The 24,595-nt window shown below is 71.8% G+C and carries 28 protein-coding genes and 1 riboswitch; of the genes, 20 read left to right on the top strand and 8 right to left on the bottom strand.

The genetic code is table 11. The annotated features are described in order from the left end of the window. Window positions 1-44: 44 nt before the first annotated feature. The 14 genes from FHU36_RS02665 (at window position 45) to FHU36_RS02600 (ending at window position 11,634) form a co-directional block, all read left to right on the top strand. Window positions 45-992: a helix-turn-helix transcriptional regulator gene (locus FHU36_RS02665; RefSeq protein ID WP_185082218.1), complete on the top strand. Its 948-nt coding sequence runs from the start codon at window positions 45-47 to the stop codon at window positions 990-992. A gap of 90 nt (window positions 993-1,082) precedes the next feature. Then, window positions 1,083-1,745 carry a ribulose-phosphate 3-epimerase gene (rpe, locus tag FHU36_RS02660; RefSeq protein WP_185082217.1) on the top strand — a complete coding sequence of 221 codons (663 nt, stop codon included), beginning with the start codon at window positions 1,083-1,085 and terminating at the stop codon, window positions 1,743-1,745. Window positions 1,746-2,026: 281 nt separating this feature from the next. Next, window positions 2,027-2,185 (top strand): hypothetical protein, encoded by a 159-nt coding sequence (locus FHU36_RS02655; protein ID WP_185082216.1) that lies wholly within the window; start codon window positions 2,027-2,029, stop codon window positions 2,183-2,185. A 66-nt stretch (window positions 2,186-2,251) separates the two neighbouring features. Next, window positions 2,252-2,758 (top strand): MauE/DoxX family redox-associated membrane protein, encoded by a 507-nt coding sequence (locus FHU36_RS02650; protein WP_185082215.1) that lies wholly within the window; start codon window positions 2,252-2,254, stop codon window positions 2,756-2,758. After that, complete coding sequence (locus tag FHU36_RS02645) at window positions 2,758-3,276, top strand: peroxiredoxin family protein (protein ID WP_185082214.1); 519 nt, start codon at window positions 2,758-2,760, stop codon at window positions 3,274-3,276. Before FHU36_RS02650 ends, FHU36_RS02645 begins: the two co-directional genes overlap by 1 nt. After that, window positions 3,273-5,105: an ABC transporter ATP-binding protein gene (locus tag FHU36_RS02640; RefSeq protein WP_185082213.1), complete on the top strand. Its 1,833-nt coding sequence runs from the start codon at window positions 3,273-3,275 to the stop codon at window positions 5,103-5,105. Before FHU36_RS02645 ends, FHU36_RS02640 begins: the two co-directional genes overlap by 4 nt. Next, window positions 5,102-5,602, top strand: a complete 501-nt coding sequence (locus FHU36_RS02635) for a S26 family signal peptidase (RefSeq protein ID WP_185082212.1) — start codon at window positions 5,102-5,104, stop codon at window positions 5,600-5,602. The genes FHU36_RS02640 and FHU36_RS02635 overlap by 4 nt, the downstream gene beginning before the upstream one ends. 54 nt (window positions 5,603-5,656) lie before the next feature. Next, window positions 5,657-6,466, top strand: coding sequence for an oxygenase MpaB family protein (locus FHU36_RS02630; RefSeq protein WP_185082211.1), 810 nt, complete (start codon window positions 5,657-5,659; stop codon window positions 6,464-6,466). Window positions 6,467-6,555: 89 nt separating this feature from the next. Further along, a riboswitch (FMN riboswitch) is annotated at window positions 6,556-6,686 on the top strand. A gap of 102 nt (window positions 6,687-6,788) precedes the next feature. Further along, window positions 6,789-8,225, top strand: a complete 1,437-nt coding sequence (gene ribD, locus FHU36_RS02625) for a bifunctional diaminohydroxyphosphoribosylaminopyrimidine deaminase/5-amino-6-(5-phosphoribosylamino)uracil reductase RibD (protein WP_312891404.1) — start codon at window positions 6,789-6,791, stop codon at window positions 8,223-8,225. Continuing rightward, on the top strand, window positions 8,225-8,815 hold the full coding sequence (locus tag FHU36_RS02620) for a riboflavin synthase (RefSeq protein WP_185082209.1): 591 nt from the start codon (window positions 8,225-8,227) through the stop codon (window positions 8,813-8,815). Before ribD ends, FHU36_RS02620 begins: the two co-directional genes overlap by 1 nt. After that, window positions 8,812-9,480, top strand: a complete 669-nt coding sequence (locus FHU36_RS02615) for a nicotinamide mononucleotide transporter family protein (protein ID WP_185082208.1) — start codon at window positions 8,812-8,814, stop codon at window positions 9,478-9,480. Before FHU36_RS02620 ends, FHU36_RS02615 begins: the two co-directional genes overlap by 4 nt. Further along, the gene (locus FHU36_RS02610; protein WP_185082206.1) at window positions 9,477-10,694 is read left to right on the top strand and encodes a bifunctional 3,4-dihydroxy-2-butanone-4-phosphate synthase/GTP cyclohydrolase II; all 1,218 of its coding nucleotides are present in this window, start codon (window positions 9,477-9,479) and stop codon (window positions 10,692-10,694) included. Before FHU36_RS02615 ends, FHU36_RS02610 begins: the two co-directional genes overlap by 4 nt. Continuing rightward, complete coding sequence (ribH, locus tag FHU36_RS02605; RefSeq protein ID WP_185082205.1) at window positions 10,691-11,161, top strand: 6,7-dimethyl-8-ribityllumazine synthase; 471 nt, start codon at window positions 10,691-10,693, stop codon at window positions 11,159-11,161. The genes FHU36_RS02610 and ribH overlap by 4 nt, the downstream gene beginning before the upstream one ends. 20 nt (window positions 11,162-11,181) lie before the next feature. After that, complete coding sequence (locus FHU36_RS02600) at window positions 11,182-11,634, top strand: PH domain-containing protein (protein WP_185082203.1); 453 nt, start codon at window positions 11,182-11,184, stop codon at window positions 11,632-11,634. Between the two features lie 119 nt (window positions 11,635-11,753). Here FHU36_RS02600 and FHU36_RS02595 read toward each other — a convergent pair whose 3' ends face one another. The 5 genes from FHU36_RS02595 to FHU36_RS02575 form a co-directional block, all read right to left on the bottom strand. After that, the gene (locus tag FHU36_RS02595; RefSeq protein WP_185082202.1) at window positions 11,754-12,812 is read right to left on the bottom strand and encodes an ATP-binding cassette domain-containing protein; all 1,059 of its coding nucleotides are present in this window, start codon (window positions 12,810-12,812) and stop codon (window positions 11,754-11,756) included. 213 nt (window positions 12,813-13,025) lie between these two features. Further along, window positions 13,026-13,730 carry a lyase family protein gene (locus FHU36_RS02590; RefSeq protein WP_221495744.1) on the bottom strand — a complete coding sequence of 235 codons (705 nt, stop codon included), beginning with the start codon at window positions 13,728-13,730 and terminating at the stop codon, window positions 13,026-13,028. 16 nt (window positions 13,731-13,746) lie between these two features. Continuing rightward, the gene (locus tag FHU36_RS02585; RefSeq protein WP_312891403.1) at window positions 13,747-14,694 is read right to left on the bottom strand and encodes an asparaginase; all 948 of its coding nucleotides are present in this window, start codon (window positions 14,692-14,694) and stop codon (window positions 13,747-13,749) included. Between the two features lie 95 nt (window positions 14,695-14,789). Continuing rightward, on the bottom strand, window positions 14,790-15,023 hold the full coding sequence (locus tag FHU36_RS02580) for a hypothetical protein (protein WP_185082200.1): 234 nt from the start codon (window positions 15,021-15,023) through the stop codon (window positions 14,790-14,792). After that, entirely contained in the window at window positions 15,020-15,754 is a 735-nt protein-coding gene (locus FHU36_RS02575; protein WP_221495743.1) for a FadR/GntR family transcriptional regulator, read from the bottom strand. Before FHU36_RS02575 ends, FHU36_RS02580 begins: the two co-directional genes overlap by 4 nt. A 268-nt stretch (window positions 15,755-16,022) precedes the next feature. Between FHU36_RS02575 and FHU36_RS02570 the strand changes: the two genes are divergently transcribed. Further along, on the top strand, window positions 16,023-16,934 hold the full coding sequence (locus tag FHU36_RS02570; RefSeq protein WP_185082198.1) for a glutaminase: 912 nt from the start codon (window positions 16,023-16,025) through the stop codon (window positions 16,932-16,934). 255 nt (window positions 16,935-17,189) lie between these two features. Here FHU36_RS02570 and FHU36_RS02565 read toward each other — a convergent pair whose 3' ends face one another. Then, window positions 17,190-17,552 (bottom strand): YybH family protein, encoded by a 363-nt coding sequence (locus FHU36_RS02565; RefSeq protein ID WP_185082197.1) that lies wholly within the window; start codon window positions 17,550-17,552, stop codon window positions 17,190-17,192. 123 nt (window positions 17,553-17,675) lie between these two features. Then, a complete protein-coding gene (locus FHU36_RS02560) occupies window positions 17,676-18,569 on the bottom strand; it encodes a hypothetical protein (protein WP_185082195.1) in 894 nt (297 codons plus the stop codon). A 95-nt stretch (window positions 18,570-18,664) separates the two neighbouring features. On the opposite strand from FHU36_RS02560, the gene FHU36_RS02555 reads away from it, so the two are divergent. Genes FHU36_RS02555 through FHU36_RS02540 form a run of 4 tightly spaced genes read left to right on the top strand, consistent with a single transcriptional unit; the run spans window position 18,665 to window position 22,362 of the window. Next, the gene (locus FHU36_RS02555; protein ID WP_185082194.1) at window positions 18,665-19,531 is read left to right on the top strand and encodes an AAA family ATPase; all 867 of its coding nucleotides are present in this window, start codon (window positions 18,665-18,667) and stop codon (window positions 19,529-19,531) included. Continuing rightward, window positions 19,524-20,600: a vWA domain-containing protein gene (locus FHU36_RS02550; RefSeq protein ID WP_185082193.1), complete on the top strand. Its 1,077-nt coding sequence runs from the start codon at window positions 19,524-19,526 to the stop codon at window positions 20,598-20,600. The genes FHU36_RS02555 and FHU36_RS02550 overlap by 8 nt, the downstream gene beginning before the upstream one ends. Next, complete coding sequence (locus FHU36_RS02545; RefSeq protein ID WP_185082192.1) at window positions 20,593-21,693, top strand: XdhC family protein; 1,101 nt, start codon at window positions 20,593-20,595, stop codon at window positions 21,691-21,693. The genes FHU36_RS02550 and FHU36_RS02545 overlap by 8 nt, the downstream gene beginning before the upstream one ends. A gap of 9 nt (window positions 21,694-21,702) precedes the next feature. Then, window positions 21,703-22,362, top strand: a complete 660-nt coding sequence (locus FHU36_RS02540) for a nucleotidyltransferase family protein (RefSeq protein ID WP_185082191.1) — start codon at window positions 21,703-21,705, stop codon at window positions 22,360-22,362. A gap of 69 nt (window positions 22,363-22,431) precedes the next feature. Here FHU36_RS02540 and FHU36_RS02535 read toward each other — a convergent pair whose 3' ends face one another. Continuing rightward, window positions 22,432-23,319: an endonuclease/exonuclease/phosphatase family protein gene (locus FHU36_RS02535; protein ID WP_185082190.1), complete on the bottom strand. Its 888-nt coding sequence runs from the start codon at window positions 23,317-23,319 to the stop codon at window positions 22,432-22,434. A gap of 105 nt (window positions 23,320-23,424) precedes the next feature. Between FHU36_RS02535 and FHU36_RS02530 the strand changes: the two genes are divergently transcribed. Further along, on the top strand, window positions 23,425-24,465 hold the full coding sequence (locus FHU36_RS02530; protein ID WP_185082189.1) for an LLM class F420-dependent oxidoreductase: 1,041 nt from the start codon (window positions 23,425-23,427) through the stop codon (window positions 24,463-24,465). The last annotated feature ends 130 nt before the right edge of the window (window positions 24,466-24,595 follow it).

Raw genomic sequence — 24,595 nt, 5'->3', positions numbered from 1 at the left:
AGGGAGGATTGTGGACGCTTTCTGCCCTCATTAGGATCGCGACCGTGTCCCGTCCCGCGACCCGTGTCCTGGCACTGCTGGAGATCCTGCAAGACCGCGGCCTGGTGCCCGCCGACGAACTGGCCCGGCGCCTGGACGTCGACGCCCGCGCCGTCCGCCGCTACATCATCGCCCTGCGCGACATGGACATCCCCGTCGAGTCCGTCCGCGGACGCTACGGCGGCTACCGGCTGGCCCGCGGCGTGCGCCTGCCGCCCCTGATGTTCGCCGACGACGAAGCGGTCGCCGTCGCGGCCGCGCTGGCCACCGGCAAGCAGCACGAACAGGTGGGAGAGCCCGGCCCCTCCGACCGGGCGCTGGTCAAACTCAACCGCGTCCTGCCCGCGCCGCTGCGCCGGCGCGTCACCGCGTTGATCGCCGCCACCTCGGCGACGGCAGGCCCGCTGACCCCCGAACCACACCTGGCGCTGACGCTGGCCGCGGCCGTCCACGCGCGGCACACCGTCCGGATCGAGCACACCCGTGGCGCACGCGAGGTGGACCCGTACGGGCTCGTCGTGCACGCACGCCGCTGGTACCTGGTCGGACACGACCATCTCCGCGCCGCCATCCGCATGTACCGCCTGGACAGGATCGGCGACGCCGCCGAAGTGCCCGGGACATTCACCCCGCCCGAGGGTTTCGACCCCGTCACCCACGTCCTGCACGCCTTGACGCTCGGTGCCTGGACCCACCGCACCGAGGTATGGCTCGACGCCGATCTGGAGATCGCCCGCGACCACCTGCCGGTCACCTTCGGCGACCTGTATCCCTGCCCCGGCGGCGGTGTGCTCATGGTCGGCGGAGCAGAAGACCTGCCCGCCATGGCGCGCATCCTCACCGGCCTGCCCTGGCCTTTTACCGTGAGAAGTCCGCCCGCCCTGGTCGCGGCGCTCGCTGAGCACGTCGCCGCCCTCACCCGAGCCGTCGCCCGCTCCCAACCCGCATCGTGATCATCCCTGAGGTCGTGCCTGGCTTGACGTTCCGTCCGGGACGACGGCCCTGGTGTGACGGATCACGTGGCTGACTAGACTCGGCTCATCATGGCCGTACAGATCTCGCCCAGCATCCTCTCCGCCGACTTCGCGCGGCTCGCCGACGAGGCCGCCGCGGTGCCCAACGCCGACTGGCTGCACGTCGACGTCATGGACTACCACTTCGTGCCCAACCTCACACTCGGGCTGCCCGTGGTCGAGTCCCTGCACAAGGCCACGTCGCTGCCGCTCGACTGCCACCTCATGATCGCCGACCCCGACCGCTGGGCGCCCGCCTACGCCGAGGCGGGAGCGGGCAGCGTCACCATCCACGCCGAGGCGACCCGTGCGCCGGTGCGCACGCTGCGCCAGATCCGCTCCCTCGGCGCCCGCGCCGCGCTGGCGCTCAACCCCGGCACGGCCGTCGAGCCGTACGAGGGGCTGCTCGGCGAGGTCGACATGCTGTTGCTCATGACGGTCGAGCCGGGGTTCGGCGGGCAGAAGTTCCTCGACATGGTGCTGCCCAAGATCCGCACCGCCCGTTCGCTCGTCCGGCGGCACGGCGGCCAGGTCTGGATCCAGGTGGACGGCGGCGTCGACACCACCACCATCGAGCGCTGCGCCGAGGCGGGGGCCGACGTGTTCGTGGCGGGCAGCGCCGTCTACGGCGCCGACGACCCCGCCGCGGCCGTGGACGCCCTGCGCGCCCAGGCCGCCGCCGCCACCGGCTGAGCTCCTGCGCCGGAGGACAGGGCGGCTGTCCTCCGGTCCTGATGGAACGCTCCATCGCCCGGTGCGTCCGGAACGAGCCCAGACGGGCATCCGGACGGGCCGGGCCTTTTGGTGCCCTATTTTGGATCTTTGCTGCCTGTAATACCCACTGTCCGAAAAGGGGGAAACCAGGGCGGATCACCAGATTTTCGCGAGTTTAGCTTGACCGTTGCGCCGTAATTCGGGGGGCCGGATCATCATGATCGCCATCAACTCGGCCGAGAGGCCGGAGAGGAGACACCATGATCGGTCTCGTTGATCGCTTGCTGGCACGGGTCGCCCACAAGGCGACCGTGGAGGCGGGCTGCAGCAACTACTACTACTGCTCCGGCGGGGTCAAGTACCTGCGCCAGTGCTGCCTGAACGAGGGCTGCACCACGGTCAGGGTCGGCACCTGCTGACACGCTTGAAATAGCTTCACGCGGGCGGCGGGCAGCCGCCGCCCGCACGGCGGGGGAGGAGCGTGGATGGAGCACGTGCGGATCGGTTGCGCCTGCCTGGTCGGCCTGGTCTTCGCGTTCACGGCGGTGTCGAAGCTGCGGGACTTCGGCGGCTTCGCGCGCTCGCTGCCCGAACTCGTTCCGGTAGGCCACGCCCTCGTCCGCCCGCTCGCGGCCGCGGTGGTCGCACTGGAGGTGCTGGTGCCGGTCCTCGTCGCCGTGCCGGCCGCCATGCCGTACGGCCTCGGGGTCGCCCTCACTCTGCTGGCGGCGTTCACCGCGGCGATCGCCGTGGCGCTGGCCCGGGGACGCAAGGCTCCCTGCCGCTGCTTCGGCGTGTCCGCCGCTCCGCTCGGCGCCCGCCATCTGGTCCGCAACGGCCTGCTCGGCCTCGCCACGGTGCTGGCCCTCCTGCTGCCGGGCGGCCAGGGTGCGACCGGCGGAACGGTCGTGGCGGCCGGCGCGGCACTGATCGGGGCGATTCTGATCGCCTCCTACGACGACATCGTCGATCTCTTCGCGAGGAACTCCTGATGCCCTACCTGACCGCCGCCGTCGTGCTCGTCGCGCTGCTGAGCGGGTTCAACCTCCTGCTCACCCTCGGCCTCATCCGCCGGCTTCGCCAGGTGGAGGGGGCTGCGGGCGCCGGGCACTCCGGACCTCCCCTCGCCCTGCGGCCAGGCTCGTCCACCGGCGAGTTCACCGCCGTGACGCTCGACGGCGAGACGGTGTCCCATGAATCGGTCACCGGCCTGGTCGGCTTCTTCTCCGCCGGCTGCGAACCCTGCCACAAGCTGCTTCCCCGCTTCGCCGAGCACGCCCGCGTCCTCGGCCGGGAGAGCGCGCTGGCGGTGGTCGCCGGCGACGACCCGCAGGCCGTCGAGGCGCTGGCGCCGGTGGCCCGGGTGGTCGTGGAGGACTACGACGGCCCGGTGGCCGGCGCCTTCCAGAACACCTGGACCCCCGCGGTCTACCTGCTCGGCGACGACCGCCGTGTCGTCGCCGCCGGTGGCCGCATGGAGGACGTCTTCGCCGCCGCACCGCGGGCATGAGCGCCATTCCCGGGCCCGCCCGGCGGACCGGGACGCGGGAACTGGCCGCAGCCGCCGCGGAGGCCATGTCACTGACCTGGCGGTCAGCCCCGGGAGGGCTGGTCGCCTACGTCTTCCTCACCCTTGCCGAGGCGGCGGCGCCGATCGCCACCGCCTGGCTCACCAAGACGGTCCTCGACCGGCTGGCGACTCCCCACGGTGAGGTGGCGGGACTCGCCCTGGGTCTGGCCGCCGCCGGCCTGGCCGCCGCCGGGCTCCCGGGCATCGGCCGCTACCTGCGCGCCCAGACCGCCCGCCTGGCGCGGGCCGACGCCACCGACCGGCTGTTCGCGGCGGCCGAGGGACAGGTCGGGCTGCGGCGCTTCGAGGACCCGGTGTACCTGGACCGGCTGCGTCTGGCGCAGGAGGGAGCGGGCACCACCGGGGACCTGGTCAACGCGGTCTGCGGCACGCTGCAGGGATCGCTGTCGCTTCTGGGCTTCGTCGGCTCGCTGCTGATCCTCAGCCCCGCGATGACCACGCTGGTGCTCCTGGCCGCCGTCCCGGCGCTCGTCGCCCAACTCCTGCTGTCGCGCCGGCGGGCCGCCGTGCAGTGGGAGACCGAGCCGATCCACCGCCGGGAGTTCTTCTACAGCAGGCTCCTCACCGGCGTCCAGGCCGCCACGGAGATCCGGCTGTTCGGCATCGGCGCGTTCCTGCGCGTCCGGATGATGGCCGAGCGGCACCAGGCCGACGCCGCCGAGAAGCGGCTGGACCGGCGGGAGCTGGCGACCCACGGCGGCCTGACCGTGTTGAGCGCGGCCGTGGCCGGAGCCGGGCTCTGGTGGGCGATCACGGGAGCCCGGGCGGGCTCGCTCAGCGTCGGCGACGTCGCCATGTTCGTGGCCGCCGTCGGCGGGGTGCAGGCGGCACTCGACACGCTGGTCTCCTCCGCGGCGTCGGCCCACCAGCGACTGCTCGTCTTCTCGCACTACGTCGCCGTGATCCGGACAGCTCCCGACCTGCCCGCGGTCGAGGGGGGCGAGGCTCCGGCGCTGCGCCGGGGCATCGAGCTGCGCGATGTCTGGTTCCGCTACAGCGACGACCACCCATGGGTCCTGCGCGGGGTCGACCTGACGATCCGGCACGGCCGATCGGTCGCCCTCGTGGGCCTGAACGGCGCCGGCAAGAGCACCCTGATCAAGCTGCTGTGCCGGATGTACGACCCGACCCGGGGCCGGATCCTGTGGGACGGCGTGGACCTGCGCGACATCCCCCCGGCGGCCCTGCGCGAGCGGATCAGCGCGGTGTTCCAGGACCACATGAACTTCGACATGACCGCCACCGAGAACATCGGGCTCGGCGACCTGTCCGCCCTGGACGACTCCGCCAGGATCACACAGGCGGCTGTCCGGGCGGGCGTGCACGACACCCTCGCCGGGCTGCCGCGCGGCTACGGCACGCTGCTCACCCGCATGTTCTTCTCCGAGGCGGACAAGGGCGACCCGGAGACCGGCGTGGTCCTGTCCGGCGGGCAGTGGCAGCGCCTCGCGCTGGCCAGGGCGCTGGTGCGCGACGGCAGGGATCTGATGATCCTCGACGAGCCCAGCTCCGGTCTGGACCCGGAGGCGGAGCACGAGGTGCACACCAGGATCAGGGAATACCGGGCGGGCCGTACCAGCCTGTTGATCTCGCACCGGCTCAGCGCCGTGCGGGAGGCCGACCTCGTGGCCGTGCTGCACGAGGGGCGGATCGCCGAGTCGGGCCCGCACGAGGCGCTGCTGGCCGCCGACGGTCACTACGCCCGCCTGTTCCGGCTCCAGGCCGCCGGGTACCAGGAGGCGCGGTGAAGAGGCGCGTGTGGCTCGTGCCGGCGGGCGGTGTGCTGGCCGCGGCGCTCTCGCTGTGGTGGGTCCGTCGAAGCTACCTGGTCGCCACGGTGGACGGCCCGAGCATGCAGCCCGCGCTGCGGCCCGGGGACAGGCTTCTCGTCCGCAGGACCGGCCGGGTCCGCGCCGGCCAGATCGTGGTCGTCAAGATCACGGATCCTCCGGCGCAGGACGGGCTCCCGCCGGAGGTCGAACCGGGCCGTGAGGGGGAGGTGCCGGAGAAGCCGGACCATCCCGGCTGGCGCCTGCTCGTCAAGCGGGCGGTCGCCGTGCCCGGCGACCCCGTGCCCAGGCAGGACTTCCCGGCGCTGCGCGACGTGCCCGACCGGGTGGTGCCCCGAGGCGCGCTGGTCGTGCGGGGCGACAACTCCGCATCCAGCTGGGACTCCCGTGACTTCGGATTCGTCCGGGGTGACGAGCTGGTCGGCGTCATGGTGCGCCGCATGCCGGCGCGCTGACCGGGTGGGGGCACCTGGACATGAACCCCGCCCCGGATGGGTAATCAGGTACTTATGACGGACCACGGGATCTTCGGCCCCGGCTCGGTGACCTGGCGCGTCATGGGAGAGCCGATCCTCCTGGTCGGTGGCCTGCGTGCGCTTCTCATGCAGGGCCTGCACCCCCGGGCCATGCGCGGTGTGCTGCAGAACTCCGCCCTGATGGACTCCGGCGAGGCGTGGTCGCGGTTCGTGCGGACCACCGAGTTCGTCCGCGTCCGGACCTACGGCACCCAAGCCGAGGTGGAGCGCGCCGGCCGCCGCGTCCGCAAGATCCACGCCACGCTGACCGCCCATGACCCCGACACCGGCGAGGACTTCCGCCTCGACGAGCCCGACGCGCTGCTGTGGGTGCACATCGGCGAGGTCGACTCCTACCTGTCGGTCGCCCGCCGCAGCGGCGTCCGGCTGACCGACGCCGAGGCCGACACGTTCGTCGCCGAGCAACGGCGCGCCGCGGAGGTGGTCGGCCTCGACCCGGCCGGGGTTCCCGGCACGGTGGGGGAGATGCGCGACTACATCGAGGCCCAGCGGCCCGTCCTGCGCTTCGTCCCCGAGGCGGCCCATCCGCTGCGCCAGTCGCTGAACGCGCCGCTGCCGCTGATCCTGACGCCGCTCAAGCCGGCGGTGCCGGCGATCACGCTGCTCGCGTTCGCCACGCTGCCGCGCTGGGCCAGACGGCTGTACGGGCTGCCCGCCACCCCGGTCGGCGACCTGTGGGCGACCGCGACCCTGCGGGCGCTGCACACCGGCATCGGGCTGGTCCCGGCCCAGGTCCGCTATTCGCCGGCGGCCCGTGAGGCCCGCCGCATCACCGCCGCCTGACCATTTGACCAAGCGGCCGCTTGGGTGCCATGGTGGGGGTCGCTGGCATGTGCCTTTACGGACATGGCAGACTGGTAGGCGAACAGAGCTAGCGTGCTCCGGGGTCGGTGAAATTCCGAACCGGCGGTGACAGTCCGCGACCCGGCCGATGCCATCGGCCGGTTGATCCGGTGAAATTCCGGGACCGACGGTGAAAGTCCGGATGGGAGGAAGCGCGCGGGTGTCCGGCGTCGGCCGGGCGCCTCTGTGACGCGTACGCGCGCGTCGTACCATCCCCGGGGCCCGTCATCGCTCGAAGCCGATGGCGACGAGGAGGCCCGGGGTGGAGACACCCGCCGCAGGACAGCCGGCCGGCACCGCGCCCGCGACGCGCGCCCAGCCCGAGACACCCGAGACGCGCAAGACGGCCGACGTGCGGTCCGTGACGTCCGTGGGTGGCGTTGGCGCGGGTGAGAGGGATGCCGCGTACATGGCGCGGGCCGTCGAGCTGGCCGCGCTCGGGCAGGGCACCACCAGCCCCAACCCCGTCGTGGGCTGCGTCGTGCTCGACGCGGCCGGGCGGGTGGCCGGGGAGGGCTTCCACGCCTACGCCGGAGGCCCGCACGCCGAGGTCGCCGCGCTGCGGCAGGCCGGAGAGCGGGCGCGCGGCGGCACCGCCTACGTGACGCTGGAGCCGTGCGACCACACCGGACGCACCGGCCCCTGCAGCCTGGCGCTGCTAGACGCCGGCGTCGCCCGCGTGGTGATCGCCGTGCCCGACCCGAACCCCGAGGCCGCAGGGGGCGCCGAGCGGTTGCGCGCGCACGGGGTCGCCGTGGAGACGGGCGTCCTCGCCGCCGAGGCCGAGCGCGTCAACGCCGAATGGCTCACCTTCGCCCGGCTCGGCAGGCCGCACGTGACCTGGAAGTTCGCCGCCACCCTGGACGGCCGGTCGGCCGCCGCCGACGGCACCAGCCAGTGGATCACCTCGCCCGAGGCCCGCGCCGACGTGCACCGGCTGCGGGCCCGAGCCGACGCCGTGATGGCGGGCATCGGGACCGTCCTGGCCGACGACCCCCGCCTCACCGCCCGCCCCGCCCCGGCCGCCCACCCCTCCGCCGAGCCCGCCGCTGTGCCCGCCGCTGTGCCCGCCACCGAGCCCGCCACCGAGCCCGCCCCAGTGCCCTTCGCCGAGCCCGCCCCAGTGCTCTCCGCCGTGCCCGCCACGGAGCCGGGCGCCCGCCCGGCCGCCGCTCCGGCTGCCGTGCTGCGGGTCGTGGTGGACTCCGGTGCCAGGACGCCGCCCACCGCCAGGGTCCTGGACGGCGAGGCCCCGACCCTGATCGCGGTCGCCGCCGACTCCGGGCCCGCCGACTCCGGGGCCGCCGGCATCGCGGGCCGTCCCGGGGTGGAGCTGCTGCGCGTCCCCCGCGACCCCCGTGGCGGCCTGGACCTGTGCGTCCTGCTGGGCGAGCTGGCCCGCCGCGACGTCGTCAGCGTGTTCCTCGAAGGCGGCCCGACCCTGGCCGGCTCGTTCCTGGCGCAGGGTCTCATCGACCGGGTCGTCGCCTACGTGGCCCCCGCGCTCCTCGGCTCCGGCGCCGCCGCGCTCGGCGAGGCCGGCGTCGCCACCATCGCCGGTGCCCACCGGCTCGCCTTCGACGACGTCCGCCTGGTCGGCCCGGACCTGCGCCTGACCGCCCGCCCCCTGCCGGCCCGCGGCCCGTCCCGCCCCGGCCCGTCCCCCTCCAACCCGCCCCACCCCAGCGAGGAAGTGTGATGTTCACCGGAATCATCGAGGAAAAAGGCCAGGTCGTCGCGATCGAGCCGGCCGGAGACTCCGCGCGGATGTCCGTGCGCGGCCCGCTCGTCACCTCGGACGCCGCCCACGGAGACTCCATCGCCGTCAACGGCGTCTGCCTGACCGTCGTGGACGTCGACGGCGACGTGTTCACGGTGGACGTGATCAGGGAGTCGCTCGACCGCAGCTCTCTCGGCGCGCTCCAGGCGGGCTCGCCGGTGAACCTGGAGCGGGCCGTACGCGCCGACCAGCGGCTCGGCGGCCACATCGTGCAGGGGCACGTCGACGGCACCGCCGTGGTGCTGTCGCGCGAGAGCGGCGAACGCTGGGACGACCTGCGCTTCTCGCTGCCGCCCGCCCTCGCCCGGTACGTGGCCGAGAAGGGCTCGATCGCGATCGACGGAATCAGTTTGACGGTCACGACGGTTGACGACGACAGCTTCGGCGTGAGCCTCATCCCCACCACGCTGCAGCTGACCACGATGGGCGGGCGCCAGGTCGGCGACGTCGTCAACATCGAGGTCGACGTGATCGCGAAGTATGTCGAGAGGTTGGTGGTCAGGCAGTGAACTGGGCCGATGCCGGATTCAACGTGTTCGGCACCCACGTGCTCTGGACGGACCTGATCGGCAACATCGCCGCCCTGTCCACCGTCCTGCTGGCGATGCGCAGGTCCATCTGGACCTGGCCGGTGCAGTTCACCGGTTCGGTGCTGCTGTTCGTCGCCTCCGTCAACGCCGGTCTCACCGGCAACGCGCTCAAGCAGGTCATGTTCGGCGTGCTCGCGGTCTACGGCTGGTGGGCCTGGCGACGCGGCACCGAGGGCGGCGCCCGGCTCGCCGTGCGGCCCGCGCAGTCGTGGGAGCGGGCCGCGCTGGTCGGCGCCATGCTGGCCGGGACGGTTCTGGTCGGCCTGCTGTTCTACGTCACGAAGTGGTCGTGGGGCGCGGAGGTGCCGCTGCCCAAGGGCGCCTTCCTGGTGGCGGCCGATGCCTACATCTTCGTCGGCAGCGCCGCCGCCACCTGGGCCCAGGGCCGGGCGCTGGTCGACTTCTGGGTCGTCTGGGTGGCCGTCGACCTCGTCGGCGTGCCGCTGGCGTTCAGCTCGGGGCTGGTCGTGTCGGGCGCCGTGTACGGCGTGTTCTTCGTGCTCGTCGTCGTCGGGTTCGTCAAGTGGCTCAAGGAGTACCGTTCCCGGCAGGACGTGCCCGGCTCGCTGGCGGTGGCGTCGTGACCGAGATCAGGTTCGACGCGGTCGAGCGGGCCATCGCCGACATCCGCGCCGGCCGGCCCGTGGTGGTGGTCGACGACGCCGACCGCGAGAACGAGGGCGACATCATCTTCGCCGCCTCCAGGGCCACTCCCGAGCTGCTGACGTTCACCATCAGGCACACCAGCGGCGTCATCTGCGTGCCCATGGTGGGCGAGGAGCTCGACCGGCTGGGCCTGCCGCTCATGGTCTTCGAGAACAAGGAGCGCATGCGCACGGCGTACACGATCAGCGTGGACGCCCGCGACGGCGTCACCACGGGCATCTCGGCCGCCGACCGTGCCCGGACGATCCGCGCGCTCGCCGACTCCGCCACCGAGCCGAACGAGCTGGTACGGCCCGGCCACATCTTCCCGCTGCGCTACCACGACGGCGGCGTGCTGGCCCGGCGCGGTCACACCGAGGCGGCCGTCGACCTGGCGCGGCTCGCCGGCCTGTCGCCCGCCGGTGTGCTGGCCGAGGTCGTCAACGACGACGGGACCATGGCCCGGCTCCCGGAGCTGCGGGCCTTCGCCGACGAGCACGACCTGGCGCTCATCTCCATCGAGCAGCTCGTCGAGCACCGCCGCCGTACCGAGAGCATGGTCACCCGGGTCGCCGAGACGAACGTGCCCACCGTGTACGGCACCTGGCGGGCCTACGGCTACGCCAGCGCGCTCGACGGCGGCGAGCACGTCGCCCTCGTCTACGGCGACCTCACCGGCGGCGAGAACGTCCTCGTCCGCGCCCACTCCGAGTGCCTGACCGGCGACGTGTTCGGCTCGCTGCGCTGCGACTGCGGCCCCCAGCTCGACCACGCGATGGCCGCGATCGCCGAGGAGGGCCGCGGCGTGGTCGTCTACCTGCGCGGCCACGAGGGACGCGGCATCGGCCTGCTGGCCAAGCTGAGGGCGTACAGCCTGCAGGACAGCGGCAGCGACACCGTCGAGGCCAACCTGGAGCTCGGACTGCCCGTCGACGCGCGGGAGTTCTCCAACGCCGGGCAGATCCTGGCCGACCTCGGCGTCAAGTCGGTGCGGCTGCTCACCAACAACCCGGCCAAGCTGAGGGGCATGGACGGCTACGGCATCAAGGTCCTCGGCCGCGAGCCCATGCCCGTCGCCATGAACCCCCACAACGAGCGTTACCTCAAGGCCAAGCGCGACCGGCTCGGCCACGACATCTCGGAGGCCTCATGAGCGCGGAGGGACGTCCCGCGGCACAGCTGGTGCCGGACGCGGCCGGCCTGACGGTCGGCGTCGTCGCGGCGAGCTGGCACCCCAAGATCACTGACCAGTTGGTGGCGCGCGCCCTGCAGGCGTGTGACGACAGCGGCGCCACGGCCACCGTCGTGCGGGTGCCGGGCTCGCTGGAGATCCCGGTGGTCGCCCAGGCGCTGGCCCGCCGCTGCGACGCGGTCGTCGCCCTCGGCGCGGTCGTCCGCGGCGAGACGGCGCACTTCGACTACGTCTGCGACTCGGTCACCGCCGGGCTCACCCGGATCTCGCTCGACGAGTCGACCCCGGTCGGCAACGGGGTGCTCACCTGCGAGACCCTCGACCAGGCACTGGACCGCTCCGGACTGCCGGGCAGCAAGGAGGACAAGGGCTACGAGTCGGCGATCGCCGCCCTGGAGACCGCACTCCTGTTGAGAGACCTCCGCTGACCTGCGATAAATTGCCGATCATGCCTGAGCACGTGCCTGCCCCTCCGTTGCCCGTCACCTGGCGTCCGCGCCGGGGAAGAATCATCGCGTACGGCTTCGCCGTGCTCATCGTGCTCGGGTCGGTCATAATGGCGATCTTCATCGCGGAGCCGTTCATGCTGCCCGACCGGATCGCCATCGTGGCCTTCGGCTGCCTCGTCGCCTTCGTCCTGCACCTGCTGGGCCGGGTGCGGGTGGAGGCCGACGAGGAGGGCGTCACCCTCGTCAACGCGGTCCGCACCCACCACTACACCTGGCCGGAGGTGCTGGACGTCACCTTCCTCGTCGGCGACCCGTGGCCCCGGATCGACTTCTCCGACGGCCGCACGATCGGCGCGATGGGCATCCAGGGCTCCGAGAAGGCCCTCGCCCGCCGCGCCACGGCCGAGCTCGCCGCCCTCATCCACGAACGCGGCGAGGCCCGCGAGGACTAGGAGCGGTTGCCTGCCATCTACCGCAACGCCCACGCCGGCACCCCTGATGTGCTGGCCGCCCGGCGCTGTGATCACGCCCGCGTCCGCAACGAGAAAGGCGAACGCGCCCACACCCCACCTCAATGATCCTCTCCGGTCCGCTGGGGGCGTGTCTTCCTGGCGAACCCGCTGGCGAGCGCCAGGTCCCTGATGTCTTTGAGCGCCACAGGGCCCGTAGGGGTCTCCACCTTCCAGAACTCCCACCCGTTAACCACTTGCCCGCCCAACACGAACCCCCCGGCGGTCGATGGCGCGGTGAACGTCTCACCGGACGCGACCTCGATGCACCCGTCCTCCTTGACCGTGGCTGAGAACGTCTTGCCGCAGCGGCGGGCGGTCAGCGTCGCACCCGGCTGGATCAGGTCGGCCTTGATGAGGTCGCGCGTCTCGACGGGATAGCGGCGGATGCACGTTCCCTGAGGCAGGGCAGGGCCGGGCGCGGCCAGGGACGTCTTGCTCGCCAGGTTGGTCACCACGCCGGCGGTCAGGACGGTCATGCGAGAGGCTACCGGCAGTAGCCTCTCGGGGTCGCGCTCGACGAGGAGTACCGCGATGGAGTTCGGCAGACCACGGATCATCCTGGCAAGACCGGCTCCCTCAGCGGCAGTGAGCCCTGCCGTGAACGCGTCCAGCAGCAGCAGACGAGGACGGGCGGCCAATGCCATCGCCAGCGCCAGCCTGCGCTCCTCGCCCAAGGAGAGTGCGCTGGTCGGCTCCTCCGCCAGCGGGGCCAGATCCACCCGCTCCAGACATGCGCCCGCTTCTCCTGCGATCTCTATGCGCGTGCGCGCGGGAAGCCAGCCGCTCGACCCTCCGCCGCGTCGCGTGCGCACCGCGAGCTCAACATTGTCACAGCAGGTCAGCCCCACGAACGGGGTGCTGTGCTGAAGGACTCTGACGATACCAAGCATGGTCCTGCGCGCCTCCGGTAGCCCGGTGATGGCCTCACCGTCGAACTCCACGGTGCCGAGCGTCGGCGTGAGCGCGCCGGAGATCAACGCGAGCAGCGTCGACTTGCCGGAACCCGGAGGGCCGACGAGCGCGCATCGCTCGCCTTCCTCGAGGGTGAGGCTGACCCGATCGACCACCTTTTGCCCGCGGAACCGCATGGTGACATCACGCAAATTGAGCAGGGACATGCAACCTCCAGAGTCGTGGGGAACAGCAGTCGTGAGATAAAGCGAGCCGCGCGCCCACCAGCGTCTTCCGTGACCTGGCTGCTGGGTGGGAGGCCTACGGCGCTCGCCGAGGCCTGGCGGCACGTCGCCGCGCACATCCACCCGGACCCAGACCCGTCGGCGCACAACTCACGGTCGCGACGGCGCTGTACACCCAGAAGACCAGGCCGGCCGCTACTCGGGCCCGCTCCTGGCCCCTGCGCCGACCACCTCCTCCGGGCGCGACAGCGCAGCCAGCCGGTCGGCCGGAAGAAGGCCCTTTTCCAGGACGAGTTCGGCGACGCCGCGGCCGGTGGAGAGTGCTTCCTTGGCGATGGCGATGGCGATGGCGGTGGCGGCGGTGTAGCCGTTGTGCGGGTTGAGGGCGGTGACGAGCCCGATGGAGTTCTCCACCGTCGCGCGCAGAGTCTCGGTATTGGCCGTTATGCCGGACACGCAGCGTCCGGCGGGGGTGAGGCAGGCGGCCCGCAGGTGAAGTGATGCTCTTCGCGAGGGAGTGCAGGATGATCGGTTCGAAGGCGTTGAGCTGCAGCTGTCCTGCCTCGGCGGCCTTGGTGATGGTGATGTCGTTACCGATGACCTCGAAGGCGACCTGGTTGACGACTTCGGGGATGACCGGGTTGACCCTCGGATCTCCTGGCAGGCGATGGCGATGGCCGAGGCCTTGTCAGTGGCGAGCAGACCGAGCCCTTCGTTGGCGCGAGCCGCGGCTTCCTTCACCGCGGCGAGCGCGTTGATCAGGTGCGGGTAGGCGGATATCGCCGTGCCGGTGATCGGGAAGTTCTCCGCGGCGCGCAGAGTGTGCACGCCCCAGTACGCGCTGGTGGGTACGTCCCGGTAGCCGAGCAGGTCGTGTTCGCGGTGGTGGCCGGCAGTCATGGGCGCAGGTGCTCCTTCACGTGACAACGGGAGAGTTGGGGGCGAGCGCGCCGACGGCCCGTAGGCTTCCGACAGCGGAGCTACCGCCCATCACCGGCGTACTGGCGAATCCGGCGAGGATCTCGGGGTCGACCCCGCACCGGGCGAGGGCCGCCGCTGCCACGGGCATCCGGGCGCGGTCGGCGCCGTCGGCCACCTTCACGCCGACTGCCCGCCCATCCGGCAGCGCCGCTACCTGAACGCCTTCGAATCCGTCCTTGGCGAGCAGACCCGGCACCGCGCGCATCAGCCGGGCGACGTCCCGCCTCGTGCCGGAGGCCATCTCCGGGTGCTCGCGCATGGCGTGCGCGACCCGGCCCTCGTGGGTGTCCGGCGCGGCCGTCGTCAACCGCGCTACGGCCCGGGTGAGCCCGAGCAGGGACACGGACAACAGTGGTGCGCCGCATCCATCGACCGCAACCCGGGCGACTCCCTGTCCGGTGAGATCCTCCACGGTCGCGGCGACCGTCCGCTGCAGCGGGTGCTCCGGGTCGAGGTAACTCGTGAGTGGCCAGTTTCGGATCTGGGCCGTCATCAGCATGGCGGCGTGCTTGCCCGAGCAGTTCTGGACGAGCCGGGTGGGTCCGAGGCCGCGGCGGATCCACGCTTCGCGTACCGCTGGGTCGTAGGGCAAGTCGGGGATGTTGCGCAGGTCCGCCTCTGTCAGCCCGGCGGCGTGCAGGATGCGCCGCGCCGCGGTGAGATGCCTTTCCTGTCCCGAGTGGCTGGCCGCGGCCAGGGCGAGCAGTTCGCCGTCCAGCGGCAGGCCGGCGCGCAGCAGGCCGACCGCCTGGACGGGCTTGAGCGCCGAGCGGGGATAGAACGCGGCCTCGATATCGCCTGCCTGGAATTCCACACCGCCATCCGCGGCCAGCACCACGACCGAGCCGTGGTGGACGCTCTCGATCACGCCTTCGCGCACCACGTGGGCGAGCGGGACGTGGGCCGGTTCGCGAATGGTGGGCGGGCCTCCCAGAGGAGGGCCCATGCTGCCGCCCGCCCTGGTGGTGCGACTCATGCTCAGTTCTCGCCCTCGGCGCGCTTGGATTCCGCGACGTCTCGTACGACGCTGACCCGGCGGCGCATCAGGAACCAGCCGGCAACGAGCGCCGCCGCGATAGCGGGGAGTGTCATGACCGGGATGCGTCCGGCTCCCTCATCGGCCCACATCGGGACCAGCATTGAGGCCGGGAAGGCAAGCGTGACGATCTCGGATTGCTGCTGTCTCTGTTCTGTCTGGAGGGATCGGCTCACCTCTGGTTTCTGCCTTCCATGGGGGGATCCGTGCGGTGGGGCCGCACGATGGAGGTCAGGGTCGTCTCGACTCGTTTGAGATGGTCCTCTATCGCTTCCATGGCATCGTGATCGGATTGGTCGATGAGGGCCTCGACGATCGCGCGATGCTCCCTGTTTGACTGCTCGCGCCGTCCGCCGAGTTCGTTGAGGAACGCCGACTGGCGGGCCAGTGCATCGCGGATCTCCTCGATGACCCTCCGGAAGACCGGGTTCTGGGCCGCTTGGGCGATGGTGAGATGGAAGAGGGTGTCCATTGCCACCCACGCGGTGGTGTCGCTCTCCTGTTCCATCCGCTCCAGCAGGTGGGAGAGTTGGTCGAGATCCTCGGGAGTCCGGCGCAGGGCCGCGTAGCCGGCCACCGGGATCTCCACATGACGGCGCACCTCGAGGAGGTCGCTCGCGGAGTAGTCGCCGAAGGTCGGGTCTTCCACCGGGCCGTTGGAGACGACAAAAGTGCCTTTGCCGGTGCGAGAGACCGTGAGCCCCATCGTCTGAAGAGCGCGCAGGGCCTCACGGAGCACGGGCCTGCTCACCTCCAGGCGGCGGCAGAGCTCCGCCTCCGAGGGCAGCTTCTCCCCTATCGCATACTCACCTCGCTCGATAGCGCCGCGTAGGTAGGTCAGCACCGCTTCCATCGCGCTGACCCGCCTGGGCATACCATCAGCTGTCTGCCTGTCTGACAGGTTCACCCGGGGATTGTCGAACGCGCACGGCAGAGCTGTCAAGGGGGGGTCCGAAGAGTGTGCGGGCGCTGCTGTGGGATAGCGGCAAACCCTCCCAATCGCCGGCGCACACGGCGTTCGCAAGACCCACCGGGCGCTGGCCGGGCGACGACCGCCCTCGGCTGGAGCGGCCGGGTCCACCGCTGAGGCTCCGCTGTTCGGCGGCCAGTTCGCCCCGCAGCGAGAGCGGGAGTTGGCCGCCAGGTGGTTGGCAGGCTCAGGCCAGAATGGTCCAGTGAACTACGAGCGACTGCTGCACCGGATCGTGGCCGAGATCGCCCCCAGCATCGGCGCTGGACGGGTGGCCGACTATATTCCGGCCTTGGCCGAGGTTGATCCGGGCCTGTTCGGCATGGCGGTGGCCACCGCCGAGGGAGGGCTCTACGGAGTCGGTGACTGGCAGACGCCAATGTCCATCCAGAGCGTGTCGAAGGTGTTCAGCCTGGCCTTGGTGCTGGAACGGGAGGGGGAGCGGATTTGGCGCCGGGTCGGCCGCGAGCCGTCCGGTGATCCGTTCAACTCGCTGCTCCAGCTTGAGCACGATCGCGGGATTCCGCGCAATCCGTTCGTGAACGCCGGCGCCCTGGTGGTGACCGACCGGCTGCTCACCCTGACGGGGGATGCCAGAGGCGCGGTCCTGGGTTTCCTTCAAGCTGAGACCGCCAGCAAGTCTGTGGACTTCGCCCCGGCGGTCGCCGCCTCGGAGGCCGAGCACGGACACCGCAACGCCGCGCTGGCCCACTTGATCGCTGACTACGGCAACCTGGAGAACACGGTCGAGGCAGTCCTCGAGCACTACCAGTGGCAGTGCTCGATCATGATGACCTGTGCAGAGTTGGCGCAGGCCGGTTTGTTCCTGGTGCGGCACGGGGTGGCCAGTGATGGGTCTCGGTTGCTGTCCCGCAGCGACGCCAAGCGGCTGAATGCCGCCCTGCTGACCTGCGGCACCTACGACAGCGCGGGAGAGGTCGCCTACCGGGTCGGACTCCCGGCCAAGAGCGGGGTTGGAGGGGCGATCCTGGCCGTGGTGCCGAACCGGTGCGCGCTGGCGGTGTGGGGACCGGGCCTGGATGACAGCGGGAATTCGGTGGCCGGGATCGCCGCGCTGGACGCATTCACCACGAGCACCGGCTGGTCGGTGTTTTGACGCCCATCGCCGCTCGACCGGGCTTGGCGAGCATCAACAGTGACCGAAGAGGAGGGGGCCGTCCGTGCCCGGTAGCTCGCCGGAATTCCGTCCCCGAACCATCAGCCGAGGCACAGGTGGCGTCTTTCCATGGGAGCGAGGTGCGCCGCCGACCGCGTGTGCCCCGCACGCTCATTCGGCGGCGCAGACTCTATCCCTCGGAGCTGGAGGGTCTGCTGCAGAAGCGGATCACCGGACCGGTGCGCCGTGGCGTGGCTACCCCAGAAGGCTGGGCTGGTCGATGACCCACAACCAGGTGCCGTCGGCCTGACGGCGAGCCACCTCGACGGTGGCACCGCCATCGACCAAGCGCGCCGACGTGAGCGCCAGATCGCCGTTCTGCAGCGTGGGCTGCTGCTGTCCAGGCGCGAAAGTGGGTCTGTCAGCGACTATGTGTGCGTACGCTTGGCGGATCTCCTCACTGCCCGTGGCGACCTGGCCGTTCGGCAATGCCAGTATCGCGTCCGGTTCGTACAGCGCCACCAGCCCTTCGACGTCGCCCGCGTTGAGCCGCTCCAGGATGAACCGGCCGAGATCCTCCGGTCGGGCAGCACGCTCCCGGACATCATCACTGCTCATTGCCTGCAACTCCCCATCAGGTCGGGCCAGGTTGCCCTCGACAGCAGGCGATCATGCCAGGCGGGTACGACAAAACCGGCGCGACCGAGAGCCAAGCCGCTGATCGACTTCTGGGACGGGCCCCTAACCCTCGCCGAACACCTCTTGGGCGCTCGACGCCGTGGCCGCCCTGGTCGTCCAGCGCAGGAGCACCTCCTCGTCCGTGCAGGACTCGACGGTCTCCCTCAGGTCCGGGGTGAGTGTCAGATTTCGCGCCGCCAGGAGGGTGAGCAGCGCCTTGGCCTCCCCCCGGGTCTCACCTCGGGCCTCTCCTCGGGCCTCCCCCCGGGCCTCAGCCTCCTGCTCGATGGGGAGGGTGAAACGGTCCGGCAGGCGGGGAGCTGTCTCGATCATGATGTCCTCCAGCTTGGCGCGGAGCTCTTCGGAGAGCTGGCCGCGCAGGTAATCGTAGTAAACGAGGCTTCGGTCATCGTCGAAAGTGGCCAGTGCGGTAGCCACCGAGACGACGGTGTCGAAGTCGTCCTGATGGGCGATGGCGCTCAGTGTGGCGATCTCCGGAGAGCTGAGGACGTCCTCGCGCTCGCGCAAGATCGGCAACTCGTCGGGCCCGACGACCACCGGACACAGGATCAGGCAGTTGTCCGGGGGCGCGATGGGGCGCCGGTAGCGGTCGGCGGTGGCCCTGTTGGTGCAGACGGTGACCAGCATGACGGCGCACTGGTAGCGCCCCATGAGGCCGCCGACGTAGGCGGCCCAGGACCAGACCTTGCGCTTGTCGTACTGGCGCTGGATCTCCACGATCACGTAGCGCTTGCGGCCGTCCGGTCCCTTGATGGAGATGACCGCGTCGGCCATGTACTCGGCGGGCAGTCGTTCGTTGAGCTCCACGGACTCGTGGCGCGGGTCGTGGTAGCCGTCCGCGTCGGCACGCAGGCCCCATGCCAGCAGTTCCAGCGCGAACGCCGGTCTGCGGGAGATCATCTCCAGGGGCATCTCGTGTTGAAGGCTGGGGGGCATGAACCTTCCTTTCGGTGTGCGATCGAAAGACTACCGTCCGTAATGGGGTGTGGACCTTGATTTCGCCCGGAGCGGAGGGCGCGTAGCCTGAAGGCGTGCTGGTCGAATCGCCGCAGAAGCTGGTCGAACTCCTCGACCGGCATGCCTACCTGGCCGACGAGGGGCTGGCCACGGCCGCGTTCCTGGCGTTGCGGATGGGGCGGCCGCTGTTCCTCGAAGGGGAGGCGGGCGTCGGCAAGACCGAGCTGGCCAAGACGCTGGCCGCGCTGCTGGACGCGCCGCTGATCCGGCTGCAGTGCTACGAGGGGCTGGACGCTGCGCAGGCGCTCTACGACTGGGACTTCGCCCGGCAGCTCCTGCATCTCAAGGCGGCCGAGGCGGCCGGGGTCACCGACGTGGGGCGGCTGGAGGGCGAGATCTACGACCGGCGGTTCCTCATCGCCCGGCCGCTGCTCAAAGCCCTGGAGACGCAGCCGAGCGTGCTGCTCGTGGACGAGATCGACCGGGCCGACGACGAGTTCGAGGCGTTCCTGCTGGAGGTGCTGTCCGACTTCACCATCTCCATCCCGGAGCTCGGCACCATCAGGGCCGAGACGCCGCCGGTGGTCGTGGTGACCTCCAACCGCACGCGCGAGGTGCACGACGCGCTCAAGCGCCGCTGCCTCTACCACTGGCTGGAGCACCCGAGCTTCGACCGCGAGGTGGCGATCCTGCTGCGCCGCCTGCCCGCGTGCACCGAGACGCTGGCCGCCCAGGTGGCCAGAGCCGCCGAGCGGCTGCGGCAGGCCGATCTGGTCAAGCCACCCGGCGTGGCCGAGACGCTCGACTGGACACAGGCGCTGCTCACGCTCGGCGTGCGCGAGCTGGACCCCGACCGGGCCGCGCTCACCCTGGGCGCCGCGCTGAAGTACCGGGAGGACGTCGAGAACGTGCTGGCCAAGGGGCTGCTGCGCGATGGATGAGCTGGCCGCCACCGTCACCGGTTTCGCCAGGACGCTGCGGGCCGCGGGCGTCGGGGCCGACCACGAGCGCACCGCCAACCTCCTCCGGGCCCTCGACCACCTCGACGTGACCGACCCGCGCGAGGTCTACTGGGCGGGCCGGCTCACGCTGTGCGCCACGCCCGACGACCTGCCCCGCTACGACCGGTGCTTCGCCGCCTACTTCGGCGGGCGCAGAGCCGTCGCCGCTCCGCGATCCGGCGCGTCGGCCGTCACCCGGCACACCGCCACCCCGGAGGACGGCGGCGACGGCGGTGAGGAAGGCGAGGCGGCGCCCGCCACCGCCAGCCGCGCCGAGCTGCTCAGGCACCGCGACGTGGCCCGGCTGACCGCGGCCGAGCGGGACGAGGTGCACCGCCTGTTGGCCATGCTCAGGGGCAGGCGGGCGCAGCGGCGCTCCCGGCGCTTCGCACCCGCGGCCAGGGGCGGGCTCGACCAGCGGCGCACCATCCGCGAGGCGCTCAGGAAGGGCGAGGTGGCCCGGCTGCGGCGCCGGGCCCACACCACGAAACCGCGCCCGGTCGTGCTGTTCGTCGACGTCAGCGGCTCGATGGCGCCGTACGCCGAGACGCTGCTGAGGTTCGCCCACGCGCTCGTCAGGACCGAGCCGCGCGCCACCCGCGTCTACTCGATCGGCACCCGGCTCACCTCGATCACCCGCGAGCTGCGCCACCGCGACCCCGGCACCGCGCTGGAGGCGGTGTCGCGGGCCATCCCCGACTGGAGCGGGGGCACCAGGCTCGGCGAGGAGCTGCGCGAGTTCCTGATCAGGCACAGCGCGCGCGGCGCCGTCGTGGTGATCGCCTCCGACGGGTGGGAACGCGGCGACCCGAGCCTGCTCGGCGCCCAGCTCGCCCGGCTGGCCCGGCAGGCGTACCGGGTCATCTGGGTCAACCCCCACAAGGGCTACGCGGATTACCAGCCGCTGACCGGCGGCATGCGGGCCGCCCTGCCCCATCTCGACGACCTGGTGGCCGGGCACAGCCTGGCCGCCTACCAGGAGCTCAGCGAAAGGCTCGCCCATGCGTGACGTGCTGCCGGAGATCGTGCGCTGGTGGAGGTCGGGGGACAGGTTCGGCCTGGCGACGGTGGTGAGCACGTTCAGCAGCGCGCCCCGGCCCCCGGGCGCGTCGATGGCGGTGCACGGCGGCGAGGTGGCCGGCAGCGTGTCCGGCGGCTGCGTCGAGGGCGCGGTGTTCGAGCTGGCCACGGAGGTGGCCACGGTGACCGGCACGCCCGTCCTGCAGAGGTACGGCGTGACGGACGACGACGCGTTCGCCGTGGGCCTGACCTGCGGCGGCATCATCGACATCCTCGTCGAACCGGTCTCCGCCGAGACGTTCCCGGAGCTCGGCGACATCGCCCGTTCCGTCGAGGAGCACGAGCCCGTCGCCGTGGCCACGATCGTCTCCGGGCCCGGCCGGGTGGGCGCCCGCCGGGTCATCTGGACCGGCCGGTCGTCGGGCACGCTCGGCCCGGACCGTCTCGACGAGGCGGTGGACGACGACGCCCGCGGCATGCTGGCGCAGGGCGTGACCGGCATCAGGCGCTACGGCCCCGAGGGGGAGCGGCGGCTGGACGACCTGGCGGTGTTCGTCCACTCCTTCGCGCCGCCGCCGCGCATGCTGGTGTTCGGCGCGATCGACTTCGCCGCCGCGGTGGCGCGGCTGGGCAAGTTCCTCGGCTACCACGTGACCGTGTGCGACGCCCGGCCCGTCTTCGCCACCGCCAAGCGCTTCCCGGACGCCGACGAGGTCGTGGTCAGGTGGCCGCACGACTACCTGTCGTCGGTGCCGGTGGACGAGCGCACGGTGATCTGCGTGCTGACCCACGATCCGAAGTTCGACGTGCCGCTGCTGGAGGTGGCGCTGCGCACCGGCGCCGGCTACGTGGGCGCGATGGGTTCGCGCCGCACCCACGACGACCGGCTGGCCCGGCTGCGCGAGGCCGGCCTGTCGGAGGGGGAGCTGGCCCGGCTGCGCTCGCCGATCGGCCTCGACCTGGGCGCCCGCACGCCGGAGGAGACCGCGGTGTCCATCGCCGCCGAGCTGATCCAGCTCCGCTGGGGCGGCTCCGGGCAGCCGCTGACGCGGACCAGCGGACGCATCCACCACGACGGGTAGCGGCCGGCGATGAAGGGATCACGGGTGGCTGGGCTGCTGCTGGCGGCGGGGCAGGGGGCCAGGCTGGGCACGCCGAAGGCGCTGATCGAGTACGAGGGCGAGCGGCTGGTCGAACGGGGGGTGCGGCTGCTGGAGGAGGGCGGCTGCCATCCCGTGGTGGTCGTGTTGGGCGCGGCCACCGTGCAGGTGCGCGGAGCGGTCGCGGTGCGCAACCCCGGCTGGGCGTCGGGGATGGGCTCGTCCCTGCGGGTGGGTCTGGCGGCGCTGCCGCCGGAGGCCGAGGCGGTGGTGATCGCCCTGGTGGACCAGCCGTTCGTCCGGCCCGAGGCGGTGCGCGAGCTGATCGCCTCGCGGGCGCGGCTGGCCGTCGCCACGTACGGCGGGCGGCGCCGCAACCCCGTCCTGGTGTCGCGCCGCGACTTCGCCGAGGTGGCCGAGCTGGCGGTGGGCGACGTGGGGGCCCGCGCGTTCATGCGGGCGCGTCCCGAGCTGGTGACCGAGGTGCCGTGCGACGGGCTCGGCGACCCGGCCGACATCGACACGCCCGAAGACCTGGCGCTGCTCGCCCCGGGCGGCCACTCCGCGGCGGCGGCCGGGACCGGCCCGCGGGGCGACGACGCGGCGCACCCGGGCTCCGGCTCCGAGGCGGGCGCCCGCGGGGCCGGTTGAGGCACGGCGCCGTCGCGCGGCCGTCGTGAGGACACCGCGGCGATGACTACAGGCAACCGCGAGTGAGGACTACAGGCGGAACGAGGCGACGGCGGCGCGGTGATCGCTGCCCGTCGCCGGTGCCACCCGCGCCTCGGTCGCCGTCATCCCCTTGTACAGGATGTGGTCCGGCCGGGTGATCGGGAACGACGACGGCCAGGTGAACCCGAACCCGTCACCGGCCTCCCGCTGGGCGTCGGCCAGCGGCGGGATCAGGCCGTCCATGACCCGGTCGGTGGTGGCGGTGTTGAGGTCGCCGAGCAGCAGGATGCGCCGGCTGCGGTCGCCGTCGACGAGCCTGCGCGCGTGGGCGAAGGAGTCGTCGCGGGAGGCGGTGTGACCGGGACGGGCCGAGGCCAGGTGCATCACGTACACGGTGACGTCGCCCTCCGGCGTGGCCACCACCGCCCGCAGGGCCCGGGGCCAGCCGAGGCCCACGTCGACCGGCCGTGGGTCGCGGATGGGGTGGCGGCTCCACAGGCCGACCGTGCTCACCGTGTAGCGGTGCTTGAACATCTTGTTGAGCTGCTTGGCCGCCGGGCCACCCGGCGTGAGCTCCTGCGCCGCCAGCAGGTCGAGGTCCTCGGCCACGACGCGCACCGCCTCGCCCGAGGCGTCGTTGGTGACGCCGACGTTCACCGTGCCGACCGACAGGTCGCTGCTCCCGCCGGGCGGCTCGGCCAGCGCTGCCGAGCCGAACATGGCGGCCCACACCAGCCCGGGCACCAGCGCCGCCACCGCGGCGGAGCGCGAGCGGGCCAGCGCCGCCAGCGCCAGCAGGAACGGCACCGCGACCCCCAGCCACGGCAGCAGGCTCTCCAGCACCGGCGTGAAGCCGCCTAACGCGGGGATCAGCCGGTGCCCGGCCAGGACCGCGGCCACCACCGCGGACAAGACGATCACGCTCCCCCTCAGCATCCCCAAAGGCTAGCCGGTCGCGGGTCCGTCCACCGACGCGCTAACCTGGAGCCGCCCACGAACGGAATAACATTCGGTTTCACTACGCGGTCTCGGGAGCCCGGCATGCGCATCGGTATGGCACTCAACTACTCGGGCGGCTTCAAGGAGACGGTCGCCGAGCTCGCCGACTACGAGAGGGCCGGGCTGGACATCGTCTTCGTGGCCGAGGCCTACAGCTTCGACGCCGTCAGCCAGATGGGCTACATCGCGGCCAGGACCGAGCGGCTGGAGATCGCCTCCGGCATCCTGCCGATCTACTCGCGCACGCCGACCCTGCTCGCGATGACCGCCGCGGGCATGGACTACGTCTCCGACGGCCGCTTCACACTCGGGCTGGGCGCCTCCGGCCCGCAGGTGATCGAGGGCTTCCACGGCGTGCCGTACACCGCTCCGCTGGGCCGGACGCGGGAGGTCATCGAGATCTGCCGCAAGGTGTGGCGGCGCGAGAAGGTGGAGCACCAGGGCAGGCACTACACGCTGCCGCTGCCCGCAGACCAGGGCACCGGCCTCGGCAAGCCGCTCAAGCTCATCAACCACCCGGTACGGCCGCGCATCCCGATCGTGGTGGCCGCCATCGGGCCGAAGAACGTCGAGTTGGCCGCCGAGCTGGCCGAGGGCTGGGAGCCGATCTTCTACATGCCCGAGAAGGCCGCCGACGTGTGGGGCGCCTCGCTGGCCGCCGGCAAGGCCAGGCGCGATCCCGAGCTGGGCGGGCTGGACGTCATCGCGCAGGCCTCGCTCGCCGTCGGCGACGACGTGGCCGGCCTGCTGGAGCTGGGCCGCCCCATCGCGGCGCTCTACATCGGCGGCATGGGCGCCAAGGGCAAGAACTTCTACAACGACCTCGCCCGCCGCTACGGCTACGAGAAGGAGGCCGAGCGGATCCAGGAGCTCTACCTCGACGGCAAGAAGGACGAGGCGGCGGCGCTGGTGCCGTACGAGCTGCTGGAGAAGATGTCGCTCATCGGCAGCGAGGGCTTCGTGCGAGACCGGGTGCGGGCCATGAAGGAGTCGGGCGTGACGACCCTGAACGTCGCCCCGCTCGGCAGGACGCACGAGGAGCGGATCAGGCTCATCGAGCTGATCAAGGACATCGCGTCCTGACCTCAGGAGCCCTCCTGGGCCCGGAGGAACGATCGCCCGATACGGGAATACAACGGTCCGCACGGGATGTTGCACACACTCGTGAGGTTTTCGGTGATCATCGTGCGGCTCGTGGAGCGGCTGCACATCG

The sequence above is a fragment of the Nonomuraea muscovyensis genome, from assembly GCF_014207745.1.
Taxonomy (GTDB): Bacteria; Actinomycetota; Actinomycetes; order Streptosporangiales; family Streptosporangiaceae; genus Nonomuraea; species Nonomuraea muscovyensis.
Note: the sequence above shows the minus strand (reverse complement) of the source record. Positions and strands in the feature narration are given on the sequence as shown.